General features: G+C 74.7%; 20 protein-coding genes and 2 pseudogenes. 14 read left to right on the top strand and 8 right to left on the bottom strand.

The annotated features are described in order from the left end of the window. The first annotated feature begins 50 nt into the window (after positions 1 to 50). The 9 genes and pseudogenes from RV983_RS27580 to cobC all read left to right on the top strand — a co-directional run bounded on the left by RV983_RS27580 (position 51) and on the right by cobC (position 8,865). On the top strand, positions 51 to 1,061 hold the full coding sequence (locus RV983_RS27580; protein WP_475988418.1) for a cobalamin biosynthesis protein: 1,011 nt from the start codon (positions 51 to 53) through the stop codon (positions 1,059 to 1,061). Beyond that, positions 1,058 to 2,569: a cobyric acid synthase gene (locus RV983_RS27575; RefSeq protein ID WP_475988417.1), complete on the top strand. Its 1,512-nt coding sequence runs from the start codon at positions 1,058 to 1,060 to the stop codon at positions 2,567 to 2,569. The genes RV983_RS27580 and RV983_RS27575 overlap by 4 nt, the downstream gene beginning before the upstream one ends. A 52-nt stretch (positions 2,570 to 2,621) precedes the next feature. Next, positions 2,622 to 4,661: a putative cobaltochelatase gene (locus tag RV983_RS27570; RefSeq protein WP_475988416.1), complete on the top strand. Its 2,040-nt coding sequence runs from the start codon at positions 2,622 to 2,624 to the stop codon at positions 4,659 to 4,661. Continuing rightward, positions 4,661 to 5,266: a cob(I)yrinic acid a,c-diamide adenosyltransferase gene (gene cobO / locus RV983_RS27565; RefSeq protein WP_475988415.1), complete on the top strand. Its 606-nt coding sequence runs from the start codon at positions 4,661 to 4,663 to the stop codon at positions 5,264 to 5,266. Before RV983_RS27570 ends, cobO begins: the two co-directional genes overlap by 1 nt. Next, the gene (locus tag RV983_RS27560) at positions 5,260 to 6,624 is read left to right on the top strand and encodes a cobyrinate a,c-diamide synthase (RefSeq protein WP_475988414.1); all 1,365 of its coding nucleotides are present in this window, start codon (positions 5,260 to 5,262) and stop codon (positions 6,622 to 6,624) included. The genes cobO and RV983_RS27560 overlap by 7 nt, the downstream gene beginning before the upstream one ends. After that, complete coding sequence (locus RV983_RS27555) at positions 6,621 to 6,986, top strand: hypothetical protein (protein WP_475988413.1); 366 nt, start codon at positions 6,621 to 6,623, stop codon at positions 6,984 to 6,986. Before RV983_RS27560 ends, RV983_RS27555 begins: the two co-directional genes overlap by 4 nt. Beyond that, positions 6,983 to 7,411, top strand: coding sequence for a cobalamin biosynthesis protein (locus RV983_RS27550; RefSeq protein ID WP_475988412.1), 429 nt, complete (start codon positions 6,983 to 6,985; stop codon positions 7,409 to 7,411). The genes RV983_RS27555 and RV983_RS27550 overlap by 4 nt, the downstream gene beginning before the upstream one ends. Beyond that, a pseudogene (locus RV983_RS27545) lies at positions 7,408 to 7,719 on the top strand (CbiX/SirB N-terminal domain-containing protein); the annotation flags it as partial. The gene RV983_RS27550 and the pseudogene RV983_RS27545, both read left to right, overlap by 4 nt. 54 nt (positions 7,720 to 7,773) lie before the next feature. Then, positions 7,774 to 8,865 (top strand): Rv2231c family pyridoxal phosphate-dependent protein CobC, encoded by a 1,092-nt coding sequence (gene cobC, locus RV983_RS27540; RefSeq protein WP_475990476.1) that lies wholly within the window; start codon positions 7,774 to 7,776, stop codon positions 8,863 to 8,865. Here the strand turns inward: cobC and RV983_RS27535 are convergent. From RV983_RS27535 to RV983_RS27520, 4 genes are all read right to left on the bottom strand, one after another. Continuing rightward, a complete protein-coding gene (locus tag RV983_RS27535; protein WP_475988411.1) occupies positions 8,855 to 11,626 on the bottom strand; it encodes an ABC transporter substrate-binding protein in 2,772 nt (923 codons plus the stop codon). The two genes, cobC and RV983_RS27535, sit on opposite strands and share 11 nt — an antisense overlap. A gap of 208 nt (positions 11,627 to 11,834) precedes the next feature. After that, on the bottom strand, positions 11,835 to 12,917 hold the full coding sequence (locus tag RV983_RS27530) for an SCO1860 family LAETG-anchored protein (protein ID WP_475988410.1): 1,083 nt from the start codon (positions 12,915 to 12,917) through the stop codon (positions 11,835 to 11,837). 211 nt (positions 12,918 to 13,128) lie between these two features. Further along, a complete protein-coding gene (locus tag RV983_RS27525; RefSeq protein WP_475988409.1) occupies positions 13,129 to 14,205 on the bottom strand; it encodes a Hint domain-containing protein in 1,077 nt (358 codons plus the stop codon). A 145-nt stretch (positions 14,206 to 14,350) separates the two neighbouring features. After that, complete coding sequence (locus RV983_RS27520) at positions 14,351 to 15,451, bottom strand: amidohydrolase family protein (protein ID WP_475988408.1); 1,101 nt, start codon at positions 15,449 to 15,451, stop codon at positions 14,351 to 14,353. A 78-nt stretch (positions 15,452 to 15,529) separates the two neighbouring features. Between RV983_RS27520 and RV983_RS27515 the strand changes: the two genes are divergently transcribed. Both RV983_RS27515 and RV983_RS27510 read left to right on the top strand, forming a co-directional pair. Continuing rightward, positions 15,530 to 16,621 carry a pyridoxal-phosphate-dependent aminotransferase family protein gene (locus RV983_RS27515; RefSeq protein ID WP_475988407.1) on the top strand — a complete coding sequence of 364 codons (1,092 nt, stop codon included), beginning with the start codon at positions 15,530 to 15,532 and terminating at the stop codon, positions 16,619 to 16,621. Positions 16,622 to 16,641: 20 nt separating this feature from the next. Next, positions 16,642 to 16,767, top strand: a pseudogene (locus tag RV983_RS27510) (ectoine hydroxylase); the annotation flags it as partial. 615 nt (positions 16,768 to 17,382) lie between these two features. Here RV983_RS27510 and RV983_RS27505 read toward each other — a convergent pair. Next, on the bottom strand, positions 17,383 to 18,906 hold the full coding sequence (locus tag RV983_RS27505; protein ID WP_475988406.1) for an aldehyde dehydrogenase (NADP(+)): 1,524 nt from the start codon (positions 18,904 to 18,906) through the stop codon (positions 17,383 to 17,385). A 112-nt stretch (positions 18,907 to 19,018) separates the two neighbouring features. On the opposite strand from RV983_RS27505, the gene RV983_RS27500 reads away from it, so the two are divergent. After that, the gene (locus RV983_RS27500; RefSeq protein ID WP_475988405.1) at positions 19,019 to 19,786 is read left to right on the top strand and encodes an IclR family transcriptional regulator; all 768 of its coding nucleotides are present in this window, start codon (positions 19,019 to 19,021) and stop codon (positions 19,784 to 19,786) included. A 184-nt stretch (positions 19,787 to 19,970) separates the two neighbouring features. Then, entirely contained in the window at positions 19,971 to 20,363 is a 393-nt protein-coding gene (locus tag RV983_RS27495) for a hypothetical protein (RefSeq protein ID WP_475990475.1), read from the top strand. 62 nt (positions 20,364 to 20,425) lie between these two features. Here RV983_RS27495 and araD read toward each other — a convergent pair whose 3' ends face one another. From araD to RV983_RS27480, 3 genes are read right to left on the bottom strand one after another with little or no spacing between them, the layout of a single operon-like run. Further along, positions 20,426 to 22,150 carry an L-arabinonate dehydratase gene (araD, locus tag RV983_RS27490; RefSeq protein ID WP_475988404.1) on the bottom strand — a complete coding sequence of 575 codons (1,725 nt, stop codon included), beginning with the start codon at positions 22,148 to 22,150 and terminating at the stop codon, positions 20,426 to 20,428. 34 nt (positions 22,151 to 22,184) lie between these two features. Further along, a complete protein-coding gene (locus RV983_RS27485; protein ID WP_475988403.1) occupies positions 22,185 to 23,087 on the bottom strand; it encodes a dihydrodipicolinate synthase family protein in 903 nt (300 codons plus the stop codon). A 50-nt stretch (positions 23,088 to 23,137) separates the two neighbouring features. Further along, positions 23,138 to 23,794: a GntR family transcriptional regulator gene (locus tag RV983_RS27480; protein ID WP_475988402.1), complete on the bottom strand. Its 657-nt coding sequence runs from the start codon at positions 23,792 to 23,794 to the stop codon at positions 23,138 to 23,140. Positions 23,795 to 23,973: 179 nt separating this feature from the next. Here RV983_RS27480 and RV983_RS27475 point away from each other — a divergent pair, with 179 nt between their 5' ends. Next, on the top strand, positions 23,974 to 25,386 hold the full coding sequence (locus RV983_RS27475; protein WP_475988401.1) for an alpha/beta hydrolase family protein: 1,413 nt from the start codon (positions 23,974 to 23,976) through the stop codon (positions 25,384 to 25,386). Positions 25,387 to 25,388 lie beyond the last annotated feature (2 nt).

Raw genomic sequence — 25,388 nt, 5'->3', positions numbered from 1 at the left:
CCGCCGGTCACGTCGAGCCAGGGCGCGGACCCTGAGTGAGGACACCTGCGATGGGCGGCAGTCGCCGTACACCCGACGCCGGCTCTGCCGCGCCGTCGGTCTTCGCCGCCGGGGCGGCTCTCGGCTGGCTGGCCGATCTCGCCCTCGCCGACCCGCGACGCGGGCATCCGGTGGCCGCCTTCGGGCGCGCGGCAGGCGCACTGGAGCGCGCGTTGTGGCAGGACCACCGCGGCCGGGGCGCCCTCTACACCGCGTTGTGCGCCGGGGGCGCCGCGGCGGCCGCCGCGGGGGCCGCGGGGGCCGCACGCGCCGTACGCCGCTCCCCCGCCGCGTCCGTGGCGTTGACCGCCGCCTCGACGTGGGCGGTGCTCGGCGGTACGTCGCTGGCGCGTGAGGCACGGACGATCGGCGCCGCCCTGGCCGCCGGGGACACCGCGGCGGCGCGGGCCCGGCTGCCCCACTTGTGCGGGCGGGACCCGCAGGCCCTGGACGAGCGGCAGATGGCCCGGGCGGTCGTCGAGTCGGTCGCCGAGAACACCTCCGACGCCGTCGTCGGCGCCCTGGTGTGGGGCGCGTTGGGCGGCGTGCCGGGGCTCGTGGGCTTCCGCGCGGTCAACACCCTCGACGCGATGGTCGGTCACAGGTCGCCGCGCTTCCGCCGGTTCGGCTGGGCGTCCGCCCGGCTTGACGACGTGGCCGGTTTCCCCGGTGCCCGGCTGACCGCCGCGCTCACCGTACTGGCGGGCCCCGACCGGCGCGGCGCGTGGCGCGCCTGGCACGCGGACGGCGGCCGGCACCCGAGCCCCAACGCCGGGCCCGTGGAGGCTTCGTTCGCGGGGGCTTTGAGCGTACGGCTCGGGGGGACGCTGACGTACGGGGGCCGGATCGAGCACCGGCCCGTACTCGGCGCCGGCAACCGGACGGTGGAGGTGGCGGACATCGAGCGGGCGGTGCGGCTGTCGCGGCGGGTGAGCGCGCTGGCCCTGGTGGCCACGGCCGGGGGCCGGCTGGCCTGGCACCGGTGGACCTCGCACCGGCCGGTCCGGAGGGGGAACGCATGAGCGGCGGAGCGCTGTTGGTGGCCGGCACCACCTCGGACGCGGGCAAGAGCGTCGTCACCGCCGGCATCTGCCGCTGGCTGGCCCGCCGGGGCGTGTCCGTGGCCCCGTTCAAGGCGCAGAACATGTCGCTGAACTCGTATGTGACGCGCGAGGGCGCCGAGATCGGCCGCGCGCAGGCCATGCAGGCTCAGGCCGCGCGCGTGGAGCCCTCCGCGCTGATGAACCCCGTGCTGCTCAAACCGGGCGGCGACCGCACGAGCCAGGTCGTGCTGATGGGCCGCCCGGTGGGCGAGATGAGCGCACGCGGCTACCACAACGGGCGCCGCTCGGAACTGCTGGAGACCGTCACCGCCTGCCTGGAGGAGCTCCGCTCCCGCCACGACGCCGTCATCTGCGAGGGCGCGGGCAGCCCCGCCGAGATCAACCTGCGGCACGGCGACATCGTCAACATGGGCCTGGCCAGGGCGGCGCGGCTGCCGGTGGTCGTCGTCGGCGACATCGACCGGGGCGGGGTCTTCGCGTCCTTCTTCGGCACGACCGCGCTGCTGAGCCCCGAGGACCAGGAGCTGGTCTGCGGCTACCTCGTCAACAAGTTCCGCGGCGACGTCTCGCTGCTGGAACCCGGGCTGGAGATGCTGCGCGGTCTGACCGGACGCCGCTTCTACGGTGTCCTGCCGTTCCGGCACGGCCTCGGGATCGACGAGGAGGACGGGCTGCGCATGTCGCTGCGCGGCACCGTGCGGGAGTCGGACACGGCACCGCCGCACGGCGAGGACGTGCTGCGGGTCGCCGTCGCCGCGGTCCCCCTGATGTCCAACTTCACCGACGTCGACGCCCTCGCGGCCGAACCCGGCGTCCTCGTGCGCTTCGTCGACCGGCCCGAGGAGCTCGCGGACGCCGACCTCGTCGTCCTGCCCGGCACCCGGGGGACCGTCAAGGCGCTGGAATGGCTGCGCCGGCGCGGACTGGCCGACGCCATCGTGCGGCGCGCGGCGCAGGGCCGCCCGGTCCTCGGGATCTGCGGCGGCTTCCAGATGCTGGCCGAGTCGATCGACGACCCGGTCGAGTCGCGGGCCGGCCTCGTACCGGGCCTCGGCCTGCTGCCGGTACGGGTGCGCTTCGCGCCCGGCAAGACCCTGGCCCGGCCGTCCGGCACGGCCTGGGGCGAGACCGTCGAGGGGTACGAGATCCACCACGGCGTCGCCGACGTCCGCGGCGGCGACGAACCGTTTCTCGACGGCTGCCGCACCGGCTCCGTCTGGGGTACCCACTGGCACGGCTCCCTGGAGAGCGACGGCTTCCGCCGCGCCTTCCTGCGCCGCGTCGCCGACGCGGCCGGACGCCGTTTCGTCCCGGCACCGGACACGGCGTTCGCGGCGCTGCGCGAGGAGCAGCTCGACCGTCTCGGCGACCTCGTCGAGGAGCACGCCGACACCGACGCCCTGCTCCGCCTCATCGAATCCGGGCCCCCGCCCGGTCTCCCCTTCGTCCCTCCGGGCGCGCCGTGAACCGCCCGCCCCGCCCGTGCCCTGATGCCCGTACCAACGAGGAGGCAGCCGCGTGAGCACCCCCTATCCCTTCACCGCGATCGTCGGGATGGAGGACCTGCGGCTGGCGCTGCTGCTGAACGCGGTGAGCCCGGCCGTGGGCGGCGTGCTGGTGCGCGGCGAGAAGGGCACGGCGAAGTCCACGGCGGTGCGGGCGCTGGCGGCGCTGATGCCGCGGGTGGACGTGGTCGCGGGCTGCCGCTTCAGCTGTGATCCCGCGGCGCCGGACCCGGCGTGCCCGGACGGCCCGCACCGTTCAGGGGCCGGGCCCGCGTCGCGGCCGGCGCGGATGGTGGAGCTGCCGGTGGGCGCCTCCGAGGACCGCCTGGTCGGGGCGCTGGACATCGAACGGGCGCTGGCGGAGGGCGTGAAGGCCTTCGAGCCGGGCCTGCTGGCCGACGCGCACCGCGGCGTGCTGTACGTGGACGAGGTGAACCTGCTCCACGACCACCTCGTCGACCTGCTGCTGGACGCCGCCGCGATGGGCGCGTCCTATGTCGAGCGGGAGGGCGTCTCCGTGCGCCATGCCGCGCGGTTCCTCCTCGTGGGCACGATGAACCCCGAGGAGGGCGAACTGCGCCCGCAGTTGCTGGACCGCTTCGGGCTGACCGTCGAGGTCCGGGCGTCGCGGGAGACCGACGAGCGGGTGGAGGTCGTGCGCCGCAGGCTGGCGTACGACGAGGACCCGGCGGCGTTCGCCGCCAAGTGGGAGGCCGAGGAGGGCTCGCTGCGGGCGCGGATCGCGTCGGCGCGCGAGCTGCTGCCCTCGGTCCGCCTCGGCGACGGCTCGCTGCGCCAGATAGCGGCGACATGCGCCGCCTTCGAGGTGGACGGCATGCGCGCGGACATCGTCATGGCACGGACGGCGACCGCGCTGGCCGCCTGGGCGGGTCGCACGGAGGTGACCGACCCGGACGTGCGGCAGGCCGCCCTGCTCGCACTGCCGCACCGCAGGCGCCGCAACCCCTTCGACGCGCCGGGCATGGACGAGGACAAGCTCGACGAGACGCTGGAGCAGCACCGCGGCGGGGACGAGGACCCCGATCCGGACCCCGGCCCGGACGGCGGCGACGGCGACGGCGGTGACGGCGACGGTGGCGACGGCGGTCCCGACGGGGGCGGGCAGCCGCCGCAGGACGGCGACGGTACGCCGGACGCCCCTTCGGACACCGGCACCGCCCCGGACAGCACTCCCGGTGCCGCGCCCGGCGCCGCTGCTCCCCGCGAGCAGGCGGCGGTGCCCTCGGCGGAGCCGTTCGCGGCACGCGCCCTGACCGTGCCGGGCCTCGGCGAGGGCGCCGCGGGCCGCCGGTCCCGGGCCCGGACCGCGCACGGCAGGACCACAGGCGCCCGGCAGCCGCGGGGCACGCTGACCAAGCTGCACCTGGCCGCGACCGTGCAGGCCGCCGCGCCGCACCAGCGGGCCCGCGGCCGCGGCGGACCGGGGCTGGTGATCCGCCGGGACGACCTGCGCGAGGCGGTGCGCGAGGGCCGCGAGGGAAACCTCGTCCTGTTCGTGGTGGACGCGTCCGGCTCGATGGCGGCCCGGCGGCGCATGGGCGCCGTGAAGGGCGCGGTGCTCTCGCTGCTGCTGGACGCCTACCAGCGGCGCGACAAGGTCGGGCTGATCACCTTCCGCGGCACCGGCGCCGAACTGGCCCTGCCGCCGACCTCGTCGGTGGACGCGGGCGCGGCACGCCTGGAGAAGCTGCCCACGGGCGGCCGTACCCCGCTGGCGGCCGGGCTCCTCAAGGCACACGACGTGCTGCGCGTGGAGCGGCTGCGGGACCCCTCGCGCCGCCCGCTGCTGGTGGTCGTCACCGACGGCCGGGCGACCGGCGGCCCCGAGCCGCTGCCTTTGGCGTCGCGGGCCGCCCGCCTGCTGGCGGCCGGGGGCGTCGCGTCGGTGGTCGTCGACTGCGAGACCGGGCCGGTGCGGCTGGGGCTCGCGGGTGTGCTGGCGCGCGAACTGCACGGCACCGCGGTGACGTTGGACGAGCTGCGCGCGGACAGCGTCGCGGCACTGGTGCGGGACGTACGGAGGGCCGCGTAATGCCACAGGGACAGCCGAGCGTCGTGCCGGAGGACGGGCTGACCACGCGCCAGCGCCGCAACCGGCCGCTGGTCATGGTGCACACGGGCACCGGCAAGGGGAAGTCGACGGCGGCCTTCGGACTCGCGCTGCGGGCGTGGAACCAGGGCTGGCCGGTCGGGGTGTTCCAGTTCGTCAAGTCGGCGAAGTGGAAGGTCGGCGAGGAGCGGGCGCTGCGCGTGCTCGGCGCGTCCGGTGAGGGCGGCACGGTCGCCTGGCACAAGATGGGCGAGGGCTGGTCCTGGGTGCAGCGGGACATCCACGACATCATGGCGAGCGAGGACGCGGCGCGCGAGGGCTGGGAGCAGGTCAAGCGGGACCTGGCCGCCGAGACCTACCGGCTGTACGTACTGGACGAGTTCGCGTACCCCCTGCACTGGGGGTGGATCGACACCGAGGAGGTGGTGTCGGTGCTGCGCGAGCGGCCCGGCACCCAGCACGTCGTCGTCACCGGCCGCAACGTCCCGCAGCCACTGCTGGACTTCGCGGACCTGGTCACCGAGATGGGCAAGGTCAAGCACCCCATGGACGCGGGCCAGAAGGGCCAGAAGGGCATCGAGTGGTAGCCAGGCTCGTCGTCGCCGCCCCCGCGTCGGGCAGCGGCAAGACCACCGTCGCCACCGGGCTGATGGCCGCCTTCGCGGAGGCCGGACTCGCCGTCTCCCCGCACAAGGTGGGCCCGGACTACATCGACCCCGGCTACCACGCGCTGGCCACCGGCCGCCCGGGCCGCAACCTCGACGCGTACATGTGCGGCCCGGAGCGGATCGCACCGCTGTTCCTGCACGGGGCGCGCGGCGCCGATCTCGCGGTCGTGGAGGGCGTGATGGGCCTCTTCGACGGGGCCTCGGGGATGGGCGAACTGGCGTCCACCGCGCATGTGGCGAAGCTGCTGCGGGCGCCGGTCGTGCTGGTGGTGGACGCCTCCTCGCAGTCCCGGTCGGTGGCCGCGCTGGTGCACGGCTTCGCCTCCTGGGACCCGGAGGTCCGGGTCGCGGGCGTGATCCTCAACAAGGTCGGCTCCGACCGCCACGAGGAGTTGCTGCGCGACGCGCTGGACGGCGCGGGCGTGCCGGTGCTGGGCGCGCTGCGCCGGGACGCCGCGGTCGGCACGCCCTCGCGGCATCTGGGGCTGGTGCCGGTCGCGGAGCGGCGAGCGGACGCCGTGGAGGCCGTGCGGACCCTGGCGGCCCGGGTGCGGGCGGGCTGCGACATGGACGCGCTGCTGGCGCTGGCGCGCAGCGCTCCCCCGCTCGCCGGCGAGGCCTGGGACCCGGAGGCGGCCATCGGTACGGCCGGTTCCGCCGCCCCGGGCAGGCGGCCGGTGGTCGCCGTGGCGGGCGGCGCGGCGTTCACCTTCTCCTACACCGAGCACGTCGAACTGCTCACCGCCGCCGGGGCGGAGGTCGTCACCTTCGACCCGCTGCGCGACGAGCGGCTGCCGCAGGACACCGCGGGACTGGTCGTCGGCGGCGGCTTCCCGGAGATGCACGCGCCCGAGCTGTCCGCCAACGCCCCGCTGCGCGCGGCCGTCGCGGCTTTCCCCGGCCCGCTGACGGCGGAGTGCGCGGGGCTGCTGTACCTGGCGCGCGAGCTCGACGGACGTCCCATGTGCGGGGTCCTGGACGCGACGGCCCGGATGTCGCAGCGGCTGACGCTGGGCTACCGGGAGGCGGTCGCGGTGGCGGACAACGTGCTGGCGGCGGCCGGGACGCGGGTGCGGGGACACGAGTTCCACCGCACGGTCGTCGAACCCGGTGCGGGCGCCGTCCCGGCCTGGGGGTTCACCCGGCCCGAGCGGCGGGTGGAGGGCTTCGTGCGGGGCGGCGTCCACGCGTCGTACCTCCATGTGCACTGGGCCGCCGAGCCCTCCCTGGCGCGGCGGTTCGTCGCGGCCTGCGCGGGCGGGGGCGCGTCCGCGTGACGGTGGTCGTCGGCGCGCGGCGTGGCGCCCTGGACGCGCGGGCACGCGAGCGGGGTACCGCGGTTGCGGCCGAGGCGCTGGGGGCGCCCGGGCCGATGTACGGCGCCGGCACGTGGGCCGGCGCGGCCGAAGTGCCCGTCCGCAAAACGGAGTCCGTCGCCGACGGCGGGGGCGCGGGCCCGCGCCTCGCGCCTCGTGCACCGCGCGGGCAGGAGTGCGCACGCGTGACCGCGGTCGCCGGCCTCAACCCGGCCCGGAGCGCCCAGGAACGGGAGTTCGCCGGGCCCGAGCGGCGCGGGGCGGGCGGCGTCCACGCCTGGTACTCCCACGCACACGGCGCGGGCGGGGGCGCGGCCGCGTGACCGTGGTCGTCGGCGTCGGCGCGAGCCGTGGCGTCCCGGCGGCGGAAGTGCTGGCGCTTGTACGGCGGGTGCTGGCCTCGGCGGGCGCCGGGCGCGCACGCCCGGCGGCGCTGGCCACCTTGGACACCCGGGCACGCGAGCCGGGGATCGTTGCCGCCGCCGAGGCGCTGGGGGTGCCCCTGCTGGTGTACGACGCCGATACGCTGGCCGCCGTGGATGTGCCGACGCCCTCCGGAGCCGCGCTGGCCGCCGTGGGCACGCCGTCCGTGGCCGAGGCGGCGGCGCTCGCCGCGGCACCCGGCGGCGAACTGCTCGTCCCGAAGACGAAGTCCGTCCCCGGCGGCGGGGGCACGGCCCGGGCGACGGCCGCGGTGGCACGCCGCCGTGACCCCGCGGCAGGCACCAGCGAGGAGAGCGCACCGTGACCATCCCGCCCGAGGACGTACTGGAGCGGCGCGTCGACGCGGCGCTGGGCGGCGGACGCCGTACTCCGCAGGACCGGGACGGCACCCTGGTGCTGCTCGTCGCCGCCGGGTCCCCGGAGCCGGTGGACAACGCGGAGGCCGTGCGGGCGGCCCGGCTGCTGTGGGAGGGACGCGGGTACGCGGGCGTGGAGACCGCCTTCGTCTCCGAGGCGGCCCCCGACGTACCCGCCGGGCTGGACCGCTGCCGGCGGCTGGGGGCACGGCGGATCGTCGTGCTGCCCGCCGTCCCCGTGGACGGGGACGCGGCCCGGCGCGCGCGGCAGCAGGCGGAGGGCTGGGCGGAGGCGCACCCCGGGCTCGACGTGCGCTGGGCGGGCGCGCACCCCGCCGAGTCCGCCGCGGCACCCGACGACGGCCACGACCTGCGCCATCACGGCGACGCCGAGGTGCGCGACGACGGCGGCACGCTCACCGACCTGGCCGTCAACGTCCGCGCCGGCACGCCGCCCGCCTGGCTGCGCGAACGTGTCACCGCGTCCCTGAACGGCCTGGCCGCCTACCCCGACGGGCGGGCCGCGCGCCGGGCGGTGGCGGCGCGGCACGGCAGGCCGCCGGAGGAGGTGCTGCTGACCGCGGGGGCCGCGGAGGCGTTCGTCCTGCTGGCCCGGTCGCTCGGGGCACGCCATCCGGCCGTGGTACACCCGCAGTTCACCGAGCCGGAGGCGGCGCTGAGGGACGCCGGGCACAGTGTCCACCGAGTGCTGCTGACCGAGGGGAGCGGGTTCCGGCTGGACGCGGACGCGGTGCCCGCGCGGGCGGATCTCGTGGTGCTGGGCAATCCCACGAACCCCACCTCCGTCCTGCACCCCGCCGAGGAGATCGTGCGCCTGGCGCGTCCCGGCCGCACCCTGGTGGTGGACGAGGCGTTCATGGACGCGGTGCCCGGCGAGTACGAGTCGCTGGCGGGCCGCCGCGATGTGCCGGGGCTGCTGGTGCTGCGCAGCCTCACCAAGACCTGGGGGCTCGCGGGACTGCGGGTGGGCTACGTCCTCGGCGACCGGGAGCGCATCGCGGCGCTGGAGCGGGCGCAGCCGCTGTGGCCGGTGTCCTCACCCGGCCTGGCGGCGATCGAGGCGTGCTGCGCGCCCGTCGCGCTCGCCGAGGCGGAGCGGGCCGCACGGCAGGTCGCCGGCGACCGGGGTCATCTGCTGGCCCGGCTGGCCGAGTTCGAGAGCCTGGAGGTGGCGGGCCCGGCCCTGGGCCCCTTCGTGCTGGTGCGCCTGCCGGGGGCGGCGGCGGTCCGTGAGCGGCTGCGGGAACTGGGCTTCGCGGTGCGCCGTGCGGACACCTTCCCCGGGCTGGGGCAGGAGTGGCTCCGGCTCGCGGTGCGCGACCGGGAGACCACGGACCGCTTCGCGGTGGCGCTGGCGAAGGCGGTCGCGGTCAGCCCCTGACGCCGAGCGCCTGGACGTCGATACCGCCCAGAGCAGGGTGGACGTAGGCGTTGGTCAGGCGCGCGGAGCGGTAGTTGAGCCGCCGGTCGTAGAGGAAGGGCAGCAGGGTGCCGCGGTCCTGGGCGGTGGAGTCGACGGTCCGCCACAGGTTGTCTGCGGCGTTGCGGTCGGTCGCGGTGTCGGCCTCGTCCATCAGGTTGTTGATCTCGCGGTCGTCGAGGGCCGCGTAGTTGCTGGGGCTGCCGGGCAGCAGGAGGGGCCGCAGGAAACCGGCCGGCGACGGCCAGTCGGACTGCCAGGTGATCAGCACGATGCCCCAGCCCTTGGCCTTGAGCTGCTTCTGGTCGGCGAGCACGGGGTAGTAGTCGGCGGCGTCCGGCGCCTCGACGGTGGCCTTGACGCCGATCTTGGCGAGCTGGTCGCGCAGCGACTCTGCGGCCCTGCGGGCGACCGGGTCGCTGCCGGAGGCGGCGATGACGGTGCTGAACCCCTTGGCGTGGCCGCACTCGCCGAGGAAGCGCCGGGCCTGCCCGGGGTAGCTGCCGCCGGCCGCGGTGCCGTAGGTGTCCAGGTGCCGGTCGTAGCCGCCGACGGTCGGCGGCAGCATGCCGCCCGCGATGTCGCCGGCGTTCTCGCCGCCGAGGGCGGTGCGCAGGGCGCGCCGGTCGGTGGCGTACTGGACGGCCCAGCGGCAGCGGTAGTCGTCGAAGGGCGGTACGGCGGTCTGCAGCGAGAAGTAGCGCACGGCGCCGGTCGTGACGAGGTCGGCGCGGGACTTCAGGGCGTCGTCGGCGAGGATCCTGGCGCGGGCGGCCTCCTGGACCCCGGTCTGGGCGGCGTCGAGGTCGGCGGTGCCGTCGAGCAGCGCGGCGTCCACGGCCGCGGCGTCGGGGGCGATCGTCAGCTCGACGGTGTCGGGCAGGGCGGTGCGTATGGAGTCGGTCGACGCGTCCCACCGGTCGTTGCGGACGAGCCTGAGCCCCTTGGCGGCGTCGTAGGAGGCGATCCGGTAGGGGCCGCTGGCGACCGGCTGCTTCTCGTAACTCGCCTTGGTGTCCTTGCCCTTGGGGACCGGCGAGGACATCGGCAGGGCGAGCACGTACGGGAAGTCGGCGAAGGGCGCGTCGAGGTGGAAGACGATCGTGCGGTCGTCGGGGGTCTCGACGCTCTTCAGGCCGAGTCGGTCGGGGTCGGTGTCCTTGTAGGGGCCCGGATAGTCCTGGCCCTGGTCGAGCAGATCGCGCAGATGCGTGGGCCCGCCGGCGTACAGGTCGGTGGCGAAGGTGCGCTCGATGCCGTACTTGACGTCCTCGGAGGTGATGGGCGTGCCGTCCTCGAAGGCGATGTCCCGCTTGAGGGTGTACGTGTACGTGCGGCCGCCGTCCGAGATCCGCCCGGTGGAGGTGGCGAGGTCCGGGGTGAGGCGGGTGCCCTCGGCGCCGGGCTCCGGGGCGAAGTCGACGAGCTTGCGCAGGTAGAGGCGGCCCAGGTTCCACACCAGCGGGGAGTAGGTGCGGGCCGGGTCGAGGGAGTCCGGGGCGTAGGCGGAGACCAGCCGCAAGGTGCCGCCCTTGGCCCCGGAGGGGCTGACGGCCCCGGTGAGCGCCCCGTTGTAGCCGCTGGCGGGCTTCCGGGCGGCGATCAGGTCCTGGGCGACGGGTGTGACGGGGTCCTTCTTCTTGTCGTCGCCGAAGGGGTTCACGACGACGGCGACGGTGATCAGCACGGCGGTGACGGCGGCGACGGCCGCGGCCACGACGCCCCGGCGGCGGCGCGGCACCCGGGGGCCGGAAAGGGGGGTCGTCGCCGCGGAGTTCCAGGCGGGTCGCTGTGCGGGGGCGGCCCAGGGGCCGTACGACGGGGGGTTGTAGGCGGGGTGCTGCGGCACCGGGACCTGTTGCGGCGGCGGGGGCAGGGCGCGCGGTGCGGTCGGCGGGGTGCGGGAGGCGAGCCAGCCGGACAGCCGGTCCTTCATCTGGGCGGCGTTCTGCGGGCGCAGTGCCGGGTTCTTGGACAGCGCGGACAGCACGATCGCGTCGAGCGCGGGCGGCACCATCGGGTTGCGCGCGGAGGGCGGCGGCGGCGTCTGGTGGACGTGCGCGTACATCACGCCCAGCGGTGTGGCGCCCGCGAACGGCACGGTTCCGGTGAGGAGTTCGGTGAGCATGCAGGCGACCGCGTACAGGTCGCTGCGCGCGTCGACGGCGTCGCCCGCACACTGCTCGGGTGCCATGTAGCCGGGGGTGCCGATGGCGGAGCCGGTGCCGGTGAGACCGGTGAGGGAGTGCACGACGCGCGCGATGCCGAAGTCGGCGACCTTGACCGCTCCCCCGGTGGTGATCAGCACGTTGGAGGGCTTCACGTCCCGGTGCACCAGGCCGCGGGCGTGGGCGTGCGCGAGCGCGTCGAGGATGTCGCAGGTGATGCGGACGGCCCGCTCGATCTCCATCGGCGCCTGGTCGCGGGCGAGTTCGGACAGGGTCCGGCCCTCGATGTGCTCCATGACGAGAAACGGGACGACCGCGTCCTGTGTGGTGATCTCGTCCTGGTCGTGGACGGTCACGATGCCCGGGTGGTTGAGACCGGCGGCGGCCCTCGCCTCGCGGGCGAAGCGGCGGCGGGCCTCGGGGTCGCGCGCCAGTTCCGGCAGCAGGGTCTTGAGGGCGACGGTGCGGCCCAGGCGCGTGTCGTACGCGAGATGGACCCGGGCCATCCCCCCGGACCCGAGCAGCGCCCGGATCTCGTACCGTCCCCCGAACATGAGACCCCCCGGCCCCGTCCGCGGCGGGCGCGCGGACACTCCCCATCAGGGTAGTGGAAACATCCCTTTTGGGCCGCCGGCCGTGCCCGCCTGTGGACAACGGTCGTGGAGGGCGGCTGCGGACACGCGGCACACGCCGCCCGCCGCCACCCTCCACGGACCTTCCCCCCCCTGACCCCCGAACCGCCCCCGGGGTCACCCGGATCCGTCAGTCCCGGGTGTTCTGGGTCGCCGTCCTGCGGCGGGTCATGCGGATCACGACGAATCCGGCCGCCAGGAGCAGCACCGAACCGCCCGCGAGGTAGGGCGTCATGCTGCTGCTGCCGGTCTCGGCGAGGTTCCCGGCATCGGCCTGCGCGGACGGCGCGGAACCGGGCGATCCGGTGGCGTTCACCGGCTCGGCGGATGCGCTCGGCTCCGCCGATGTGCTGGGCGGCACGGACTCGTCGCCGGCCGGCTGCGTGGGCGTCGCGGTGTCCTCGTCGTCCCCGCCGGGCTTGCCGCCGCCGTGGCCCCCGTCGTGACCACCGCCGTGACCGCCATCGTGACCACCGTCATGGGCGCCGCCTCCGCCTCGGCCCGGGGTCTCGCAGGTGGCCTGCACCAGCGTGACCGTGCCCTTGACGTCGGCGACGTTCAGCTTGAGCGGGTTGATGGAGACGGTGAGTTCCAGGGCGGTGGCCGCGGCCGTGCGCGAGGTGACGACCCTCTTGGCGAGGTCGAGCCGGACCTCTCCGATGCCGGGCACCCGCACATCGGTCGGACCGCCCGCGGTGACCCGGACGCGCTTGCCGAGCACGGTGACCCAGCCCGGCAGCTCGGTGTCGGCGACGGGACGTTCGCCTGCCTCGCAGGTGGCGCGCGAGGTGATCGCGTCGGCCTTGACGAGCCCGATGAGCGGCAGTCCGGGGACATGGACGCGCGCGTTCACGAGGTTCGCGTACCCCTCCGCCTTGCGGCGGTCGACGGTGGCCCGGGCGGTGGCGACATCCGCCCGCAGGACGCTGAACGGGCGGCCGCGGTCGACGCCGTCGAGGGTCGCGGTGAGCGCGGTCTTGTCGGCGCTCGCGGGCGCCTGGACCTCGTTGAGCGTGAGGTCGAGCGGCACGTCGACGGTCTTGTTGAGCAGGGACACGTCCAAGCCGGTGCGCAGGACGACCGCGCCGGCCTTGCCGGAACCGCCGTGCGATCCCTCGGTGGCCGCGGCCGGGGACGCCGGCCCGAGCGCGAGGGCGCCCGCCGCCAGCGCGACGGCGGCCCCCAGCGAGGCAGCCGAGCGGCGTGCGGGCATGCTGAAGGGAGAGCTGTACAAGGTGGAAACCCCCAACTGGTCATGGAGTCGCCACGGCGCCGCTGAAGGGGACAGCACGCTCGTCGGGCGACCTCGACCCCGTAATGATTTACGTACAGAGAGTGAACCGGCACCGTCCTGACGTCGGTTCACTCCAAAGGGTGGTTTTCGTCCTCGTATTCGAACCTTCAGGCACGTACGTTCCTGTACGTCACACCTGAGCTCTCGCGTATTCGAGCAGTTTCGCGAAGTCCAACGCCCCCGGGTCCCCGTGGGTGTTGTGGCAGAGCAGTCCCGCCGCCACATAGGTGCGGGTCGATGTCGAGAGGGAGGCGATCGGCTGCTCGCCCACGGGCTCCGCCCCCAACACCTCGGCCTCGCCGGTCGCCCCGGCCACGGAAGCGCCCTCCCAGCCGGGCGGCACAAAGGACCCGGCGTGGACGATCCGGTGCTTGCCCGGGGTGAGTTCGCGGCTCGTCGCCCACGCGTCGCCGTGCGGCAGCCGGACCAGCCAGGGGTGGTCGGCCGTCGCGACCACCTCGCCGGCGGAGGTGGTGATCCGCCAGCACTCCTTCCTGGCCGGGCTGTTGCGCGTCACCACCCCCCGCCGCAGCAGCCTGTGCCCGCCCTCCTCGTCGAAGGAGGCGATCTCGTCCCCCACGCGGAGGTCTCCCGCGCGCGTGAGGCCGCCGTCGGCACGCAGCACCGGGGTGTCGGGGTGCACGCAGTTCTCCGGCACGTGCTGGTGCCCGCAGATCCCGTTGAAGGCGTTCCACTGGCGCGCCGTCATCCGCTGGCCGCCCGCGCTGCCGTAGGACCTGGGATACGGCAGCCACACCTTCGGGCCGCTCAGGGGCACGTCGTGCTCGGTGTTCATCCAGGCCAGGAAGCGCGCCAGATCACGCAGCGCCCACTGCGGCGCCTTCGGCCAGTACACGTGGGCGGGGGTGCCGCCCCAGTCCTCGTGGGTCTCGGAGTCGCAGGTGCCGATGAGCTCCACCTGGCAGACGTTGAGGGTGTTGGTCTCCACCCCGCCCGGCCGGTTGACCAGGGCGCGGGAGGAGATGTCGATGTCGAAGTGCTGGTACCAGACCAGCTTCTGGTTCACGAAGTCGGGCTGGGCGGTCAGATTGGGGGCGCTGGAGCCCTCGTCGTAGGAGGGCACCGACCTGCCCTCGGTGGTGTGCAGCACGATGGCGTTGACTTCCATCGCGTCCCCGCCGTAGTCGTCCTGGTACCAGTACCTGCGCGATGCCCCCGGGTACTTCTGCGGTCCCTGCCTGGTCATGGTGCTCCCGTCCCGTCGTGCGGATCCGGCCGGTTGCTCCGATCGCAGCACGCCACAACGGGGCGGACCTGCCGATCCGGGCAGAATCATCCGAATCGGGGTGGAGTGCGGTAAACCCGCGGCCGGGAGCGCCGGCCGCGCGGGATCAGCCGACGACGCGCCCGCGCAGCACCACGCGCCGGGGCGCGGCCAGGACGCGGACGTCGGCGCGGGGATCCGCGTCGTAGACGACGAGGTCGGCGGGGGCGCCCTCGGTGAGACCGTCCCGGCCGAGCCACTCGCGGGCGGACCAGGTCGCGGCCGACAGGGCGTCGAGTGGGGGAATCCCCGCGGTGACCAGTTCCGCGACCTCCCCGCCGACGAGGCCGTGCGCGAGGGAGCCGCCGGCGTCGGTACCCGCGAAGATCCGGATGCCGGCGTCGTGGGCGGCGCGGACGGTGTCGTAACGACGGGCGTGCAGCCGCCGCATATGGTCGGCCCAGCGTGGGAACTTGGCCTGTCCGCCGTCCGCGAGCTGCGGGAACGTCGCGATGTTCACCAGGGTGGGCACGATGGCCACGCCGTGCTCGGCGAAGAGCGGGATGGTCTCCTCGGTCAGGCCGGTGGCGTGCTCGACGCAGTCGATGCCCGCCTCGACGAGGTCGCGCAGGGAGTCCTCCGCGAAGCAGTGCGCGGTGACACGGGCGCCCTCCTCGTGGGCGGCCGCGATGGCGGCCTCGACGGCGCCGCGCGGCCAGCAGGCGGACAGGTCGCCGGTCTCGCGGTCGATCCAGTCGCCGACCAGCTTCACCCAGCCGTCGCCGCGCCGCGCCTCCTGGCGGACGTGGGCGACCAGGTCCTCCGGCTCGACCTCCCAGGCGAAGTTGCGGATGTAGCGCCGGGTCCGCGCGATGTGCCGGCCGGCCCGGATGATCCTCGGCAGGTCCTCGCGGTCGTCGATCCAGCGAGTATCGGAAGGCGAACCCGCGTCGCGGATCAGCAGGGTGCCGGCGTCGCGGTCGGTGAGGGCCTGCTTCTCCGAGGTGTGCGGTTCCACGGGGCCGTGGTGGTCCAGGCCCACGTGGCAGTGCGCGTCGACCAGACCGGGCAGCGCCCAGCCCTGCACGGTGGTGACGTCGCGGACCCCGCCCGGGCGCTCGTAGGTCACGCGTCCGCCGATCACCCACAGCTCGTCCCGGACGTCCTGCGGCCCGGCCAGGATCCGGCCCTTGATGCGGAGCGCCGGCGGCGCCTGGTGATCAGCCATGTCAGCACTCTACGAGGCCGCGAGTACGCTCGGGCCCGTACACCCCTCGAACAACCCGACGAAGGAAGCAGCGCCGCCGTGTCCCACCCCCTCCTCGACCTGCCCCCGCTGACCGCCGCCCGCTTCGCCTCCATCGAGCGGAAGGTCGCGGCGCTGCTGCGGACCGGGAACGACGTGGTGATCACGCAGGGCGAGGCGCTGCTGCCGCTCGAGGGATGCATCCGCTCCGGAGCGCGACCCGGCGGGGCGGCGCTCAACGTGGTGACCGGGCCGTACGGGCAGACCTTCGGCAACTGGCTGCGCGACGCGGGCGCCCGGGTGGTCGACCTGGAGGTGCCCTTCCACGCCGCGGCGACCGCGGAGGGTGTCGCGCGGGCGCTGGCCGAGCACCCGGAGATCGATTTCGTCTCCCTGGTGCACGCGGAGGCGGCGACCGGCAACACCAACCCCGTCGCGGAGATCGGCGAGGCCGTCCGGGCGCACGGCGCGCTGTTCATGGTGGACGCGGTGGCCTCGGTGGCCGCCGAACCGCTGGAGGTCGACGCGTGGGGTGTCGACCTGTGCGTGATCGGCGCCCAGAAGGCGATGGGCGGTCCCGCGGGCGTGTCCGCGGTCTCGGTGAGCGAGCGGGCGTGGCGGCGATTCGCGGAGAACCCGGCGGCGCCGCGGCGCTCGTACCTGTCACTTCTGGACTGGAAGCAGCGCTGGATCGACACCGGCCGCAGGGCACTGCCGCACGCGCCCGCGCAGTTGGAGATGCTCGCGCTGGAAGCCTGCCTCGAGCGCCTCGAGGAGACCGGACTCGGCACGGTCCTCGCCCGGCACCGCGCCGCCGCCGCGGCGACCCGGGCCGGTGCCGCCGCGCTCGGCGCAGCGCTGGAGCCCTATGTGCACCGCGACGCCGACGCCGCACCGGTCGCCACGACGCTGCGCACCCTGGACGGCGTCGCCGCCGACGACCTGGCGGCCCGGGCGCTCACGGCCGATCCCGCCCTGCCCCTGGTGGCGGGGGGCGGCGCGCTCGCCAAGGGGATGGTCCGCGTCAACCACTACGGTCCCGACGCCTCCCTCGACGTCGTCCTGCGCACCCTGCGCGCCCTCGGCACGGCTCTGGGCGTGACGGATCCGGCCGCCGCCCTCGCCGCGGCCGGGACCGCCTGGACGGCCTGACCCTTCCGCGAGCGGAATTCCCGCACCCGCGCAGCAACGTCTTCATCGTGTTCGACAGCGTGGAGAACGCGGCGGTCGAACCGTTCGCGGCGCCGGTACGGAGGCCGGAGTTCATCGGAACGCGCGACTTCACGCCTGTCGGCTGAGCCTGTGGGGGGCGGGTTCTCCCCGCCCGCCACCTCCCCCAACCCTGTGAGGTCTGGGCGCCCCGACGCGCGTGTAAGGGTGGGCCGGGTCCGGGGCCTTCGGGGCTGCGCGTCCTGGACCGGATATTCACGTGCGTTTCCAGCACCCCGTTTCGACCACCCCGGATACCGCACACAGATATGCCGAACGTCCAGCGCCTCCACCCTCCCCAACCTTCGGCCGGGTGTGTCCCCAACGCCCCGCCGCCTCCGTTGTGTTCGCGCCTGATCCCCGGCGGGTGGGCAGGGGCGGCACCGTGCTCGGGCACTCGTTGGCGCAGCGCAGTCCAAGTGCCCGGCCGGCACCGCCAACAGCACCTCCACCGGCCGTCAGCCGCCCCGAGGCGGCCCGGAGGGGGGTGTGGCGGGGTGCCCCCCGCTGGGGGCACCTCCCAGCGGTAGCTGGTGGAGCGACGAGCAGCGACCGCGGTATGGAACCCTGCAGGCCAAAACCGCGAGCGCCGTGGGGGTCCCCCCGGCGCGGCACCGACCCCACTACGCACGCGGGCGCAGGCGGTCACTTACCGCGCCGGGCACCCGGGCGGGCGGGAAAAACCCGGCACGTCCGGCGCAGCGTCAGGCCTCGCGCCGTCCGTTGAAGCGCCGGGGCAGCCCCCGCACATTCGCGTCGCGCAGTTCCGCCGGCAGCAGCCCCTCCGGCGCGTCCTGGTAGACGACCGGCCGCAGCCACCGCTCGATCGCCGTGCCGCCCACCGACGTGGACGTGGACGTCGTGGCGGGGTACGGACCGCCGTGGTGCATGGCAGGGGCCACGGCGACGCCGGTGGGCCAGCCGTTCACCACGACGCGCCCCGCCAGCGGGGTCAGCCTGCGCAGCAGTTCCGCACCGGCGCCGGACGCCTCGGCCTCGCTCAGGTGCGCCGTGGCCGTGAGGTTTCCGGGGAGCCGGCCGAGCACGCCCTCGACCTCCTCCTCGTTCGCGTACCGCGCGATGACCGTCACCGGCCCGAAGTGCTCCTCCAGGAGCGCGTCGTGGGCGCCGCCGCCCTCCGTCAGCCGGGCGGCCGGGACGGAGACGAAGCCGGCCCGCACCAGGTGCTCGCCGCCGTCGCCGGGCTCCACGGGAGACTCCACGTCGGGCAGCGCGGTCAATTCGCCCATGCCCGCGATGAAGTTGTCCCGCATGCGCGCGTCGAGCAGCGTGCCCGGGGTGACGTCGCCGACGGCCGCCGCCAGCGACTTGAGCAGCCGGTCGCCCGCCTCGCCCTGCGGGGCCAGGACGAGGCCCGGCTTGACGCAGAACTGTCCGACGCCGAGCGTCATCGCCCCGGCGAGGCCCGCGCCGATCTGCTCGGCGCGCTCCTCCGCGGCGGCCTCCGTGACGACCACGGGGTTGAGGCTGCCGAGTTCGCCGTGGAACGGGATCGGCACCGGCCGCGCGGCGGCGGCGTCGAACAGGGCGCGCCCGCCCCGTACCGACCCGGTGAAGCCGGCGGCGGCCACGAGCGGGTGCCGGACGAGGTCGATGCCGGCCTGGAATCCGTGCACGACCGAGACGACGTCGGCGGGCAGGCCCACCGCGACGGCGGCGCGCCGCAGGGCGTCCGCGCACAGTTCGCTGGTGGCGGGGTGGTCGGGGTGCGCCTTGACGACGACGGGGCAGCCCGCGGCCAGGGCACTGGCGGTGTCGCCGCCGGGCACGGAGAACGCGAGCGGGAAGTTGCTCGCGGCGTAGACGGCGACGACGCCCAACGGGATCTTCCAGCGCCGCAGGTCGGGGCGGGGCGGGGCGAGCGAGGCGTCGGCATGGTCGATGATGACGTCGAGGTACGCACCCTCGTCGACGATGTCGGCGAAGGCGCGCAACTGATAGGCGGTGCGGCCGAGTTCACCGGTGAGCCGAACGGGCCCGAGGGCGGTCTCGGCGTCCGCGGCCTCCAGGATGCGCGGGCCGGCCTCCTCGAGGAAGTCGGCCGCGGTGCGCAGCAGGCGGGCCCTGACCTCACGGTCGGCCAGTGCCGGGAAGGCGGCGGCCGCGGCGCGCACCACCGCGTCGACCTCCTCGGCCGTGGCCTCGACGGCAACCTGCTCCCGCTGCTTCCCGGTACGGGGATCGACGCTCCACACTGGTACGGCCACCGCGGGTACCTCCAGGCCTTCCGTTCGATATGCTGAACAGCATCCGCAACTGTGAATCTGTTCGGGAGCCTACTTGCGCGGGTCCCGGCCGAACAAGAGGGGTCCACTCCAGATGGCTGCAGGTGAGGGCGGCGCGCAGGTCAAATCCGCGGTGCGGACGGTGGAACTGCTGGAGTTCTTCGCCGGCAAGCCCGGTATGCACAGTCTCGCCGCAGTGCAGGAGGCCGTCGGCTACCCCAAGTCCAGTCTGTACATGCTGCTGCGCACGCTCGTCGAGCTCGGCTGGATCGAGACGGACGGCACCGGCACGCGCTACGGCATCGGGGTGCGCGCCCTGCTGGTCGGCACCTCGTACATCGACGGCGACGAGGTCGTCGCCGCGGCGCGCCCGACCCTGGACCGGCTCTCGGACGACACCAGCGAGACCATCCACCTGGCGCGCCTCGACGGCACGAGTGTGGTGTACCTGGCGACCCGCCAGTCCTCGCACTACCTGCGGCCGTTCACGCGCGTCGGCCGCCGGCTGCCGGCCCACTCGACCTCGCTCGGCAAGGCGCTGCTGGCCACGTACACCGACGAGCAGGTCCGCAAACTGCTGCCGGAGACGCTGGAACCGCTGACCGAGCACACCCACACCGACCGCGAGAAGCTGATCGCGGAACTGCGCCGGATCCGCGAGCAGGGCTACGCGGTGGACCGCGAGGAGAACACCCTCGGCCTGCGCTGCTTCGGTGTCGCGATCCCCTACCGGACGCCCTCCCGGGACGCCATCAGCTGCTCGGTGCCGGTGGCCCGGCTGACCCCGGCGCACGAACAACTGATCAAGGACGCGCTCTTCGACGCGCGCGACCGCCTCACCCTGGCCACGCGCCGCCTGTGACGGCCCCGTTCGTCGTCGGGCGGGGGCGCGGACTCTCCTGCCGCCGGCCCGGCGACGACGGATCCCGTGCGGCGGGAGGCGTCCTGAACATCCCCTAGGATCAAGGGAGTTGGGGCGCCGCAACGCTGCCGTCCCAGGACTTGGAGGACCGGTGCGTCTCCCCCGCTCCCTTTCCGGCTGGACCATGGCCGTCTTCGGTCTGCTCGCCGCCGCGCTCGGCATCGTCGGGATCGTCTCGCCCGCCGTGCAGCTGTCCCTGCTCGGCTTCCACCGGCCGGACGCCCGCGCGAGCGGTGACTACACACTGGTCTTCCTCACGGCCTCCTCCATGGCCGCCCTCAACATGGGCGTCTACTACGTGCTGGCCGCGCTCGCCGACTGGCGCGTCTTCTTCCGCTGGACCGTGCCCTTCCGTCTGCTGACCTTCGCGGTCTTCACCACGGCCGTGGTGATCGGCCGGGCGCCGTCCGGCTTCCTCGGCGTGGGCGTGTGGGAGGGCGTCGGCGCCCTCGTGACCGGCACCGCGCTCTGGTACGAGGGCCGGCGGGAACCGGCCCGCCCCGCGCCGACGGTCTGAGCCGCGCACCCGCCTCAGGACATGACCGGTACTCCTTCTGACGGGTGCGGGCCGGGCCGGTCTCAACCGGCGTACGGCTCCGGCACGTCTCCGGGCCGGGCCAGAAAGCGGAAGTCGCAGCCGGTGTCGGCCTGGGTGACCTGATCCTGGTACAGCGCGCCGTATCCGCGGCCGAAGCGCGGCGGGGGCGCCTGCCACCCGGCCCGGCGGCGCTCCAGTTCGGCGTCGTCGACCTCCAGGCGCAGGGTGCGCGCCCCGACGTCGAGGGTGACCGGGTCCCCGGTGCGGACGAGGGCGAGCGGACCGCCGACGTGCGACTCGGGCGCGACGTGCAGGACGCACGCGCCGTAGCTCGTGCCGCTCATGCGCGCGTCGGAGATCCGCACCATGTCCCGCACGCCCTTCTTCAGCAGCCGCTCGGGGATCGGCAGCATCCCGTACTCCGGCATGCCGGGACCGCCCAGCGGGCCGGAGCCGCGCAGCACCAGGACGCTGTCCTCGGTGATGCCGAGACCGGGGTCGTCGATGGTCCGCTGCAGGGTCCGGTAGTCGTCGAAGACCACGGCCGGGCCGGTGTGCTTCAGCAGGCGCGGCTCGGCGGCGATGTGCTTGATGACGGCGCCGTCCGGGCACAGGTTGCCGCGCAGGACGGCGACGCCGCCCTCCGCCGCGAGCGGGTTGTCCAGCGGCCGGATGACGTCCTCGTCGTGCACGCGGGCACCGGCGAGCTGTTCGCGCAAGGTGGCGTGCGCGACGGTCGGCCGGTCCAGGTGGAGCCGCCCGGCATCCCGCAGCCGGGTCAGGAAGGCGGGCAGGCCGCCGGCGAAGTGGAAGTCCTCCATCAGGTACCGGCCGCCGGGCCGGACGTTCGCCAGCACGGGGACCGTACGCGCGATGCGGTCGAAGTCGTCCAGGGTGAGCCGGACCCCGCAGCGCCCGGCCATCGCGATCAGGTGGATCACGGCGTTGGTCGAGCCGCCCAGGGCCAGCACGGTGGCCACCGCGTCCTCGTACGCCTCGCGCGAGAGGAGCGCCGGCAGCCGCAGGTCCTGCCGCACGAGGTCGACGATGCGCATCCCGGAGGCCGCGGCCATCCGGTCGTGCCCGGAGTCCACGGCGGGTATCGACGAGGCCCCGGGCATCGTCACGCCCAGCGCCTCCGCGGCGGCGGTCAGCGTCGAGGCGGTGCCCATGGTCATGCAGTGGCCCGGCGAGCGGGCCAGGCCGCTCTCCAGCTCGGCCATCTCGCAGTCCCCGATGAGGCCCGCCCGCTTGTCGTCCCAGTACTTCCACATGTCGGTGCCGGAGCCGAGCACTTCGCCCCGCCAGTGGCCGGGCAGCATCGGCCCGGCGGGGACGAAGACGGCCGGCAGGCCTGCGCTGGCGGCGCCCATGAGCAGCGCGGGCGTCGACTTGTCGCAGCCGCCCATCAGGACGGCGCCGTCCACGGGGTAGGAGCGCAGCAGTTCCTCGGTCTCCATGGCGAGCAGGTTGCGGTAGAGCATGGGCGTCGGCTTCTGGTACGTCTCCGACAGCGTCGCCACGGGGAACTCCAGCGGAAAGCCGCCCGCCTGCCACACCCCGCGCTTGACCGCCTGGGCGCGGTCGCGGAGATGGACGTGGCAGGGGTTGATGTCGCTCCAGGTGTTGAGGATCGCGATCACCGGCTTGCCGAGGTGCTCCTCGGGCAGATAGCCCAGCTGCCGGGTGCGGGCCCGGTGGCTGAACGACCGCAGGCCGTCCGTTGCGTACCAGCGGTGGCTGCGGAGCTCCTCGGGCGCCCTCATCGGCCCGCGGTCCCTGCGTGCGGGGCGGCCCGGCTCACAGGTCCCAGCCGGCGATCAGGGCGGCCACCCGCTCGCGCCGGTCCTCGGGCAGCGGATGGCCGGGCGGCCGCACATCGCGGCGGCACAGCCCCAGTACGGCCAGTGCCTCCTTGACCACGGACACATTGCCGGCCGACCGGTCCTCGGCCCGCAGGTCCTCGAACTCCCGCACCTGCTCCCAGACCTTCATGGCGGCCGCGTGGTCGCCGTCGCGCAGCGCGCGCAGCATCTCCAGACAGACCCGCGGCGCCACGTTGACCAGCCCCGAGGTGAAGCCGGTCGCGCCGACCACCCAGTGGGCGGGGGCGTACAGCTCGGCCAGGCCGGTGACCCAGGTGAAGCGGTCCAGCCCGGCGTCCCGTGCGACGGCCGCGAAGCGGGCGGGGTCCGGCACGGCGTACTTCACGCCGATCACGTTCGGGCACAGTGCGCCGAGCCTGCCGATCAGCCCGCCGTCCAGCGCCGCGTCGCGGACGTACGGGACGACACCGAGCCCGGGGACGGCATCGGCGATCGCCCGGTGGTAGTCGACCCAGCCCTCCGGGGAGACGTAGGGGTGGACGGGCTGATGCACCATCACCATCCGGGCCCCCGCGTCGCGTGCGTGGTGGGCGGCGGCCACGGCGGTGGCCACGTCGAGGCCCACGCCGACGACGACCTGGGTTCCGGCGTCGGCCTCCGCCATCGTGAGCTCGACGACCAGGCGGCGCTCGGCCGGGTCCAGCGCGTGGAACTCGCCGGTGTTGCCGTTCGGCGTCACTGTCCGGACCCCGTGGTCGAGCAGCCGGCGCAGCAGCGCGCGGTAGGTGCCGCGCGCCACGCCCCCGTCCGCGTCGAAGGGGGTCACCGGGATCGCGACGAGGCCGGCGAGCGCGGCGGACTGCTCTGCGAATGACATGCGGTTGTCCTTCGGATCGAGGACCTGCCGGTCCGGGGCGCGGACGCGGCTCAGGGGGTGCCGTCGCCGGGGAAGGCCCGCGCGACGAAGCCCGCCATGTGGTCGTGCAGGAGGCGGGCCGCGCCCTCGGCGTCGCCGGCCAGCGCGCGGGCGAGGATCTCCCGGTGCTCGCGCGCCTCCCGCTCCCAGGAGGGGTCCTTCTGCCAGACGACCGCCGACACCAGTGCCGCCTGGTCGCGGACGTCATCGAGCACCCGGGCCAGCAGTGGATTGCCGCAGGGCCCGTACAGCGCACCGTGGAAGTCCCGGTTGGCCAGCGACCGTTCGGCCCGGTCCACGGCGGCGTCCGCCCGCTCCAGTGCCTCGCGGGCGGCGTCGAGCGGGGCGCGGCGGGCGACGGTGCGGCGCAGCGCCTGCGGTTCCAGCAGGAGGCGCACGTCGTAGATCTGCCGTGCCATCTCCGCGTCGACCGCGCGCACGGTCACGCACTTGTACTGGCTCATCACCACCAGGCCGGTACCCGCCAGCGTCTTGAGGGCCTCCCGCACAGGGGTCTTGGACACCCCGAACTGTGCGGCGAGTTCGGTCTCGACCAGGGCCTGCCCCGGCGTCAGCCGTCCGGTCAGGATGCCGCGCCTGATCGCCTCCAGCACCACCTGGGTGCGGGAGGGGATGGGGGTCGGTACCGCGACGGCCAGCAGGTCCATGGAGCGGCTCTCCGTTCTTCTGCACGGCGTCTCATATATGACGTACGACATGACGACCGTAGGACGACGTGCTGGCACCGTCAATGGCCCCGGCGGGTCCGGGAGGTGAGGGGCCGTTCGGGGGAACGGCCGGTGTGGTGGGGCGGGCCGCGCCGGTACGGCTTCTACGTTCGGCCGGCATGACGTACGTATCGGCGGACCGCGCCTCCACCCCCGGCCGGCGCACCGCGCTCACCGCGCCGGCCGGCGGCGCGGGGGCCCTGCTGGCCGCCGGGTGCACACCCATGGGCGCCTCGTCCGCGGCGACTCCCCCGGCGGGTCCCGGGCCGTCGGGCTCCCCCTCGGCGGACGGCCCGACACCCGGTGCGATGACCCTGGTCAAGGACCCGGCCTACAACTTCAACGCTCTGCTCGCGCTGGGCGCGTCGGGGTGGCGCGCCGCCGAGGTGGGCGAGGTGCTGACCGCCGTGCAGGCGATCAACGAGGCCGGTCCGTCCGCGCAGCACTGGACCACCACGTTCGAAGGGCTCGGCGACCGGCTGACGAAGGCGCCCCGCGGTCCCGCACCCGACCGGCAGACCACCCGCTTCCGCGCGCTGCGGGCCGCCCAGTACTACGGCCAGGCGCTGTTCTTCGTCCTCGGCTCCGACGACCCGGGCGGTGAGGAGCGGCTGTACCGGGCCGGGCGGGACGCCTGGGACACCTTTTGCTCGCTGTGCGACCCGGCCCCGGAGACGGCGCGGGTCCCGTACGGGCAGACACCGATGCCGGTGTGGTTCTTCCGTCCGGACACCTCCGCAGGCCGGCGGCCCACCGTGATCCTGACCAACGGCAGCGACGGGCAGAATGTCGATATATGGACCTACGGCGCGGCGGCCGCCCTGGAGCGCGGCTGGAACGCCCTGGTCTACGACGGCCCGGGGCAGGGGCAGTTGCTCTTCGTGGACCAGGTCGTCTTCACCCCGCGCTGGGAGGACGTGGTCACCCCGCTCGTCGACTGGCTGGTCGCCCGGGACGACGTGGACCCCGACAGGATCGCCCTCACCGGGCTCAGCATGGCGGGCAATCTCGCGCCCCGCGCCGCCGCGTTCGAGCCCCGGATCGCCGCCCTGGCCGCGATGCCCGGTGTGCTGCGGCCCTGGCTGGGCTTCCCGGCGGAGATCCGGAGGATCCTCACCCCGGACCCGCGGGAGACCAACAACCTGTGGAACAAGGAGGTCGTCCCCGCGCTCTCCCCCGAGGACGCCGCGACGTTGAGGAAGCGCATGGAACCCTTCTCCGCCCAGGCGATGCGCGACGCGCGGGCGGGTCGGACGTTCAGCGACTTCTCCACTCCCGCGCGGCGCGTCCAGGCGCTGGACATCAGCGGGGTGGTGGGCCGCATCAAGGCGCCCACTCTGGTCCTCGACTACGACTTCGAGCAGTTCTACCCGGGACAGCCGCGCGAACTGTACGACAAGCTCACCGCCCCCAAGGACTACGTGAGGCTGACGGCGGCCACCGGGGCGCAGCTGCACTGCTCCCCGATGGCGCCGCAGCAGCACTGCGAGGTCGTCTTCGACTGGCTGCGGGACACGCTGAAGACGCGCTGAGC

This window comes from Streptomyces sp. RLA123 (assembly GCF_056270165.1).
This window is presented reverse-complemented; position numbering and strand designations above follow the sequence as displayed.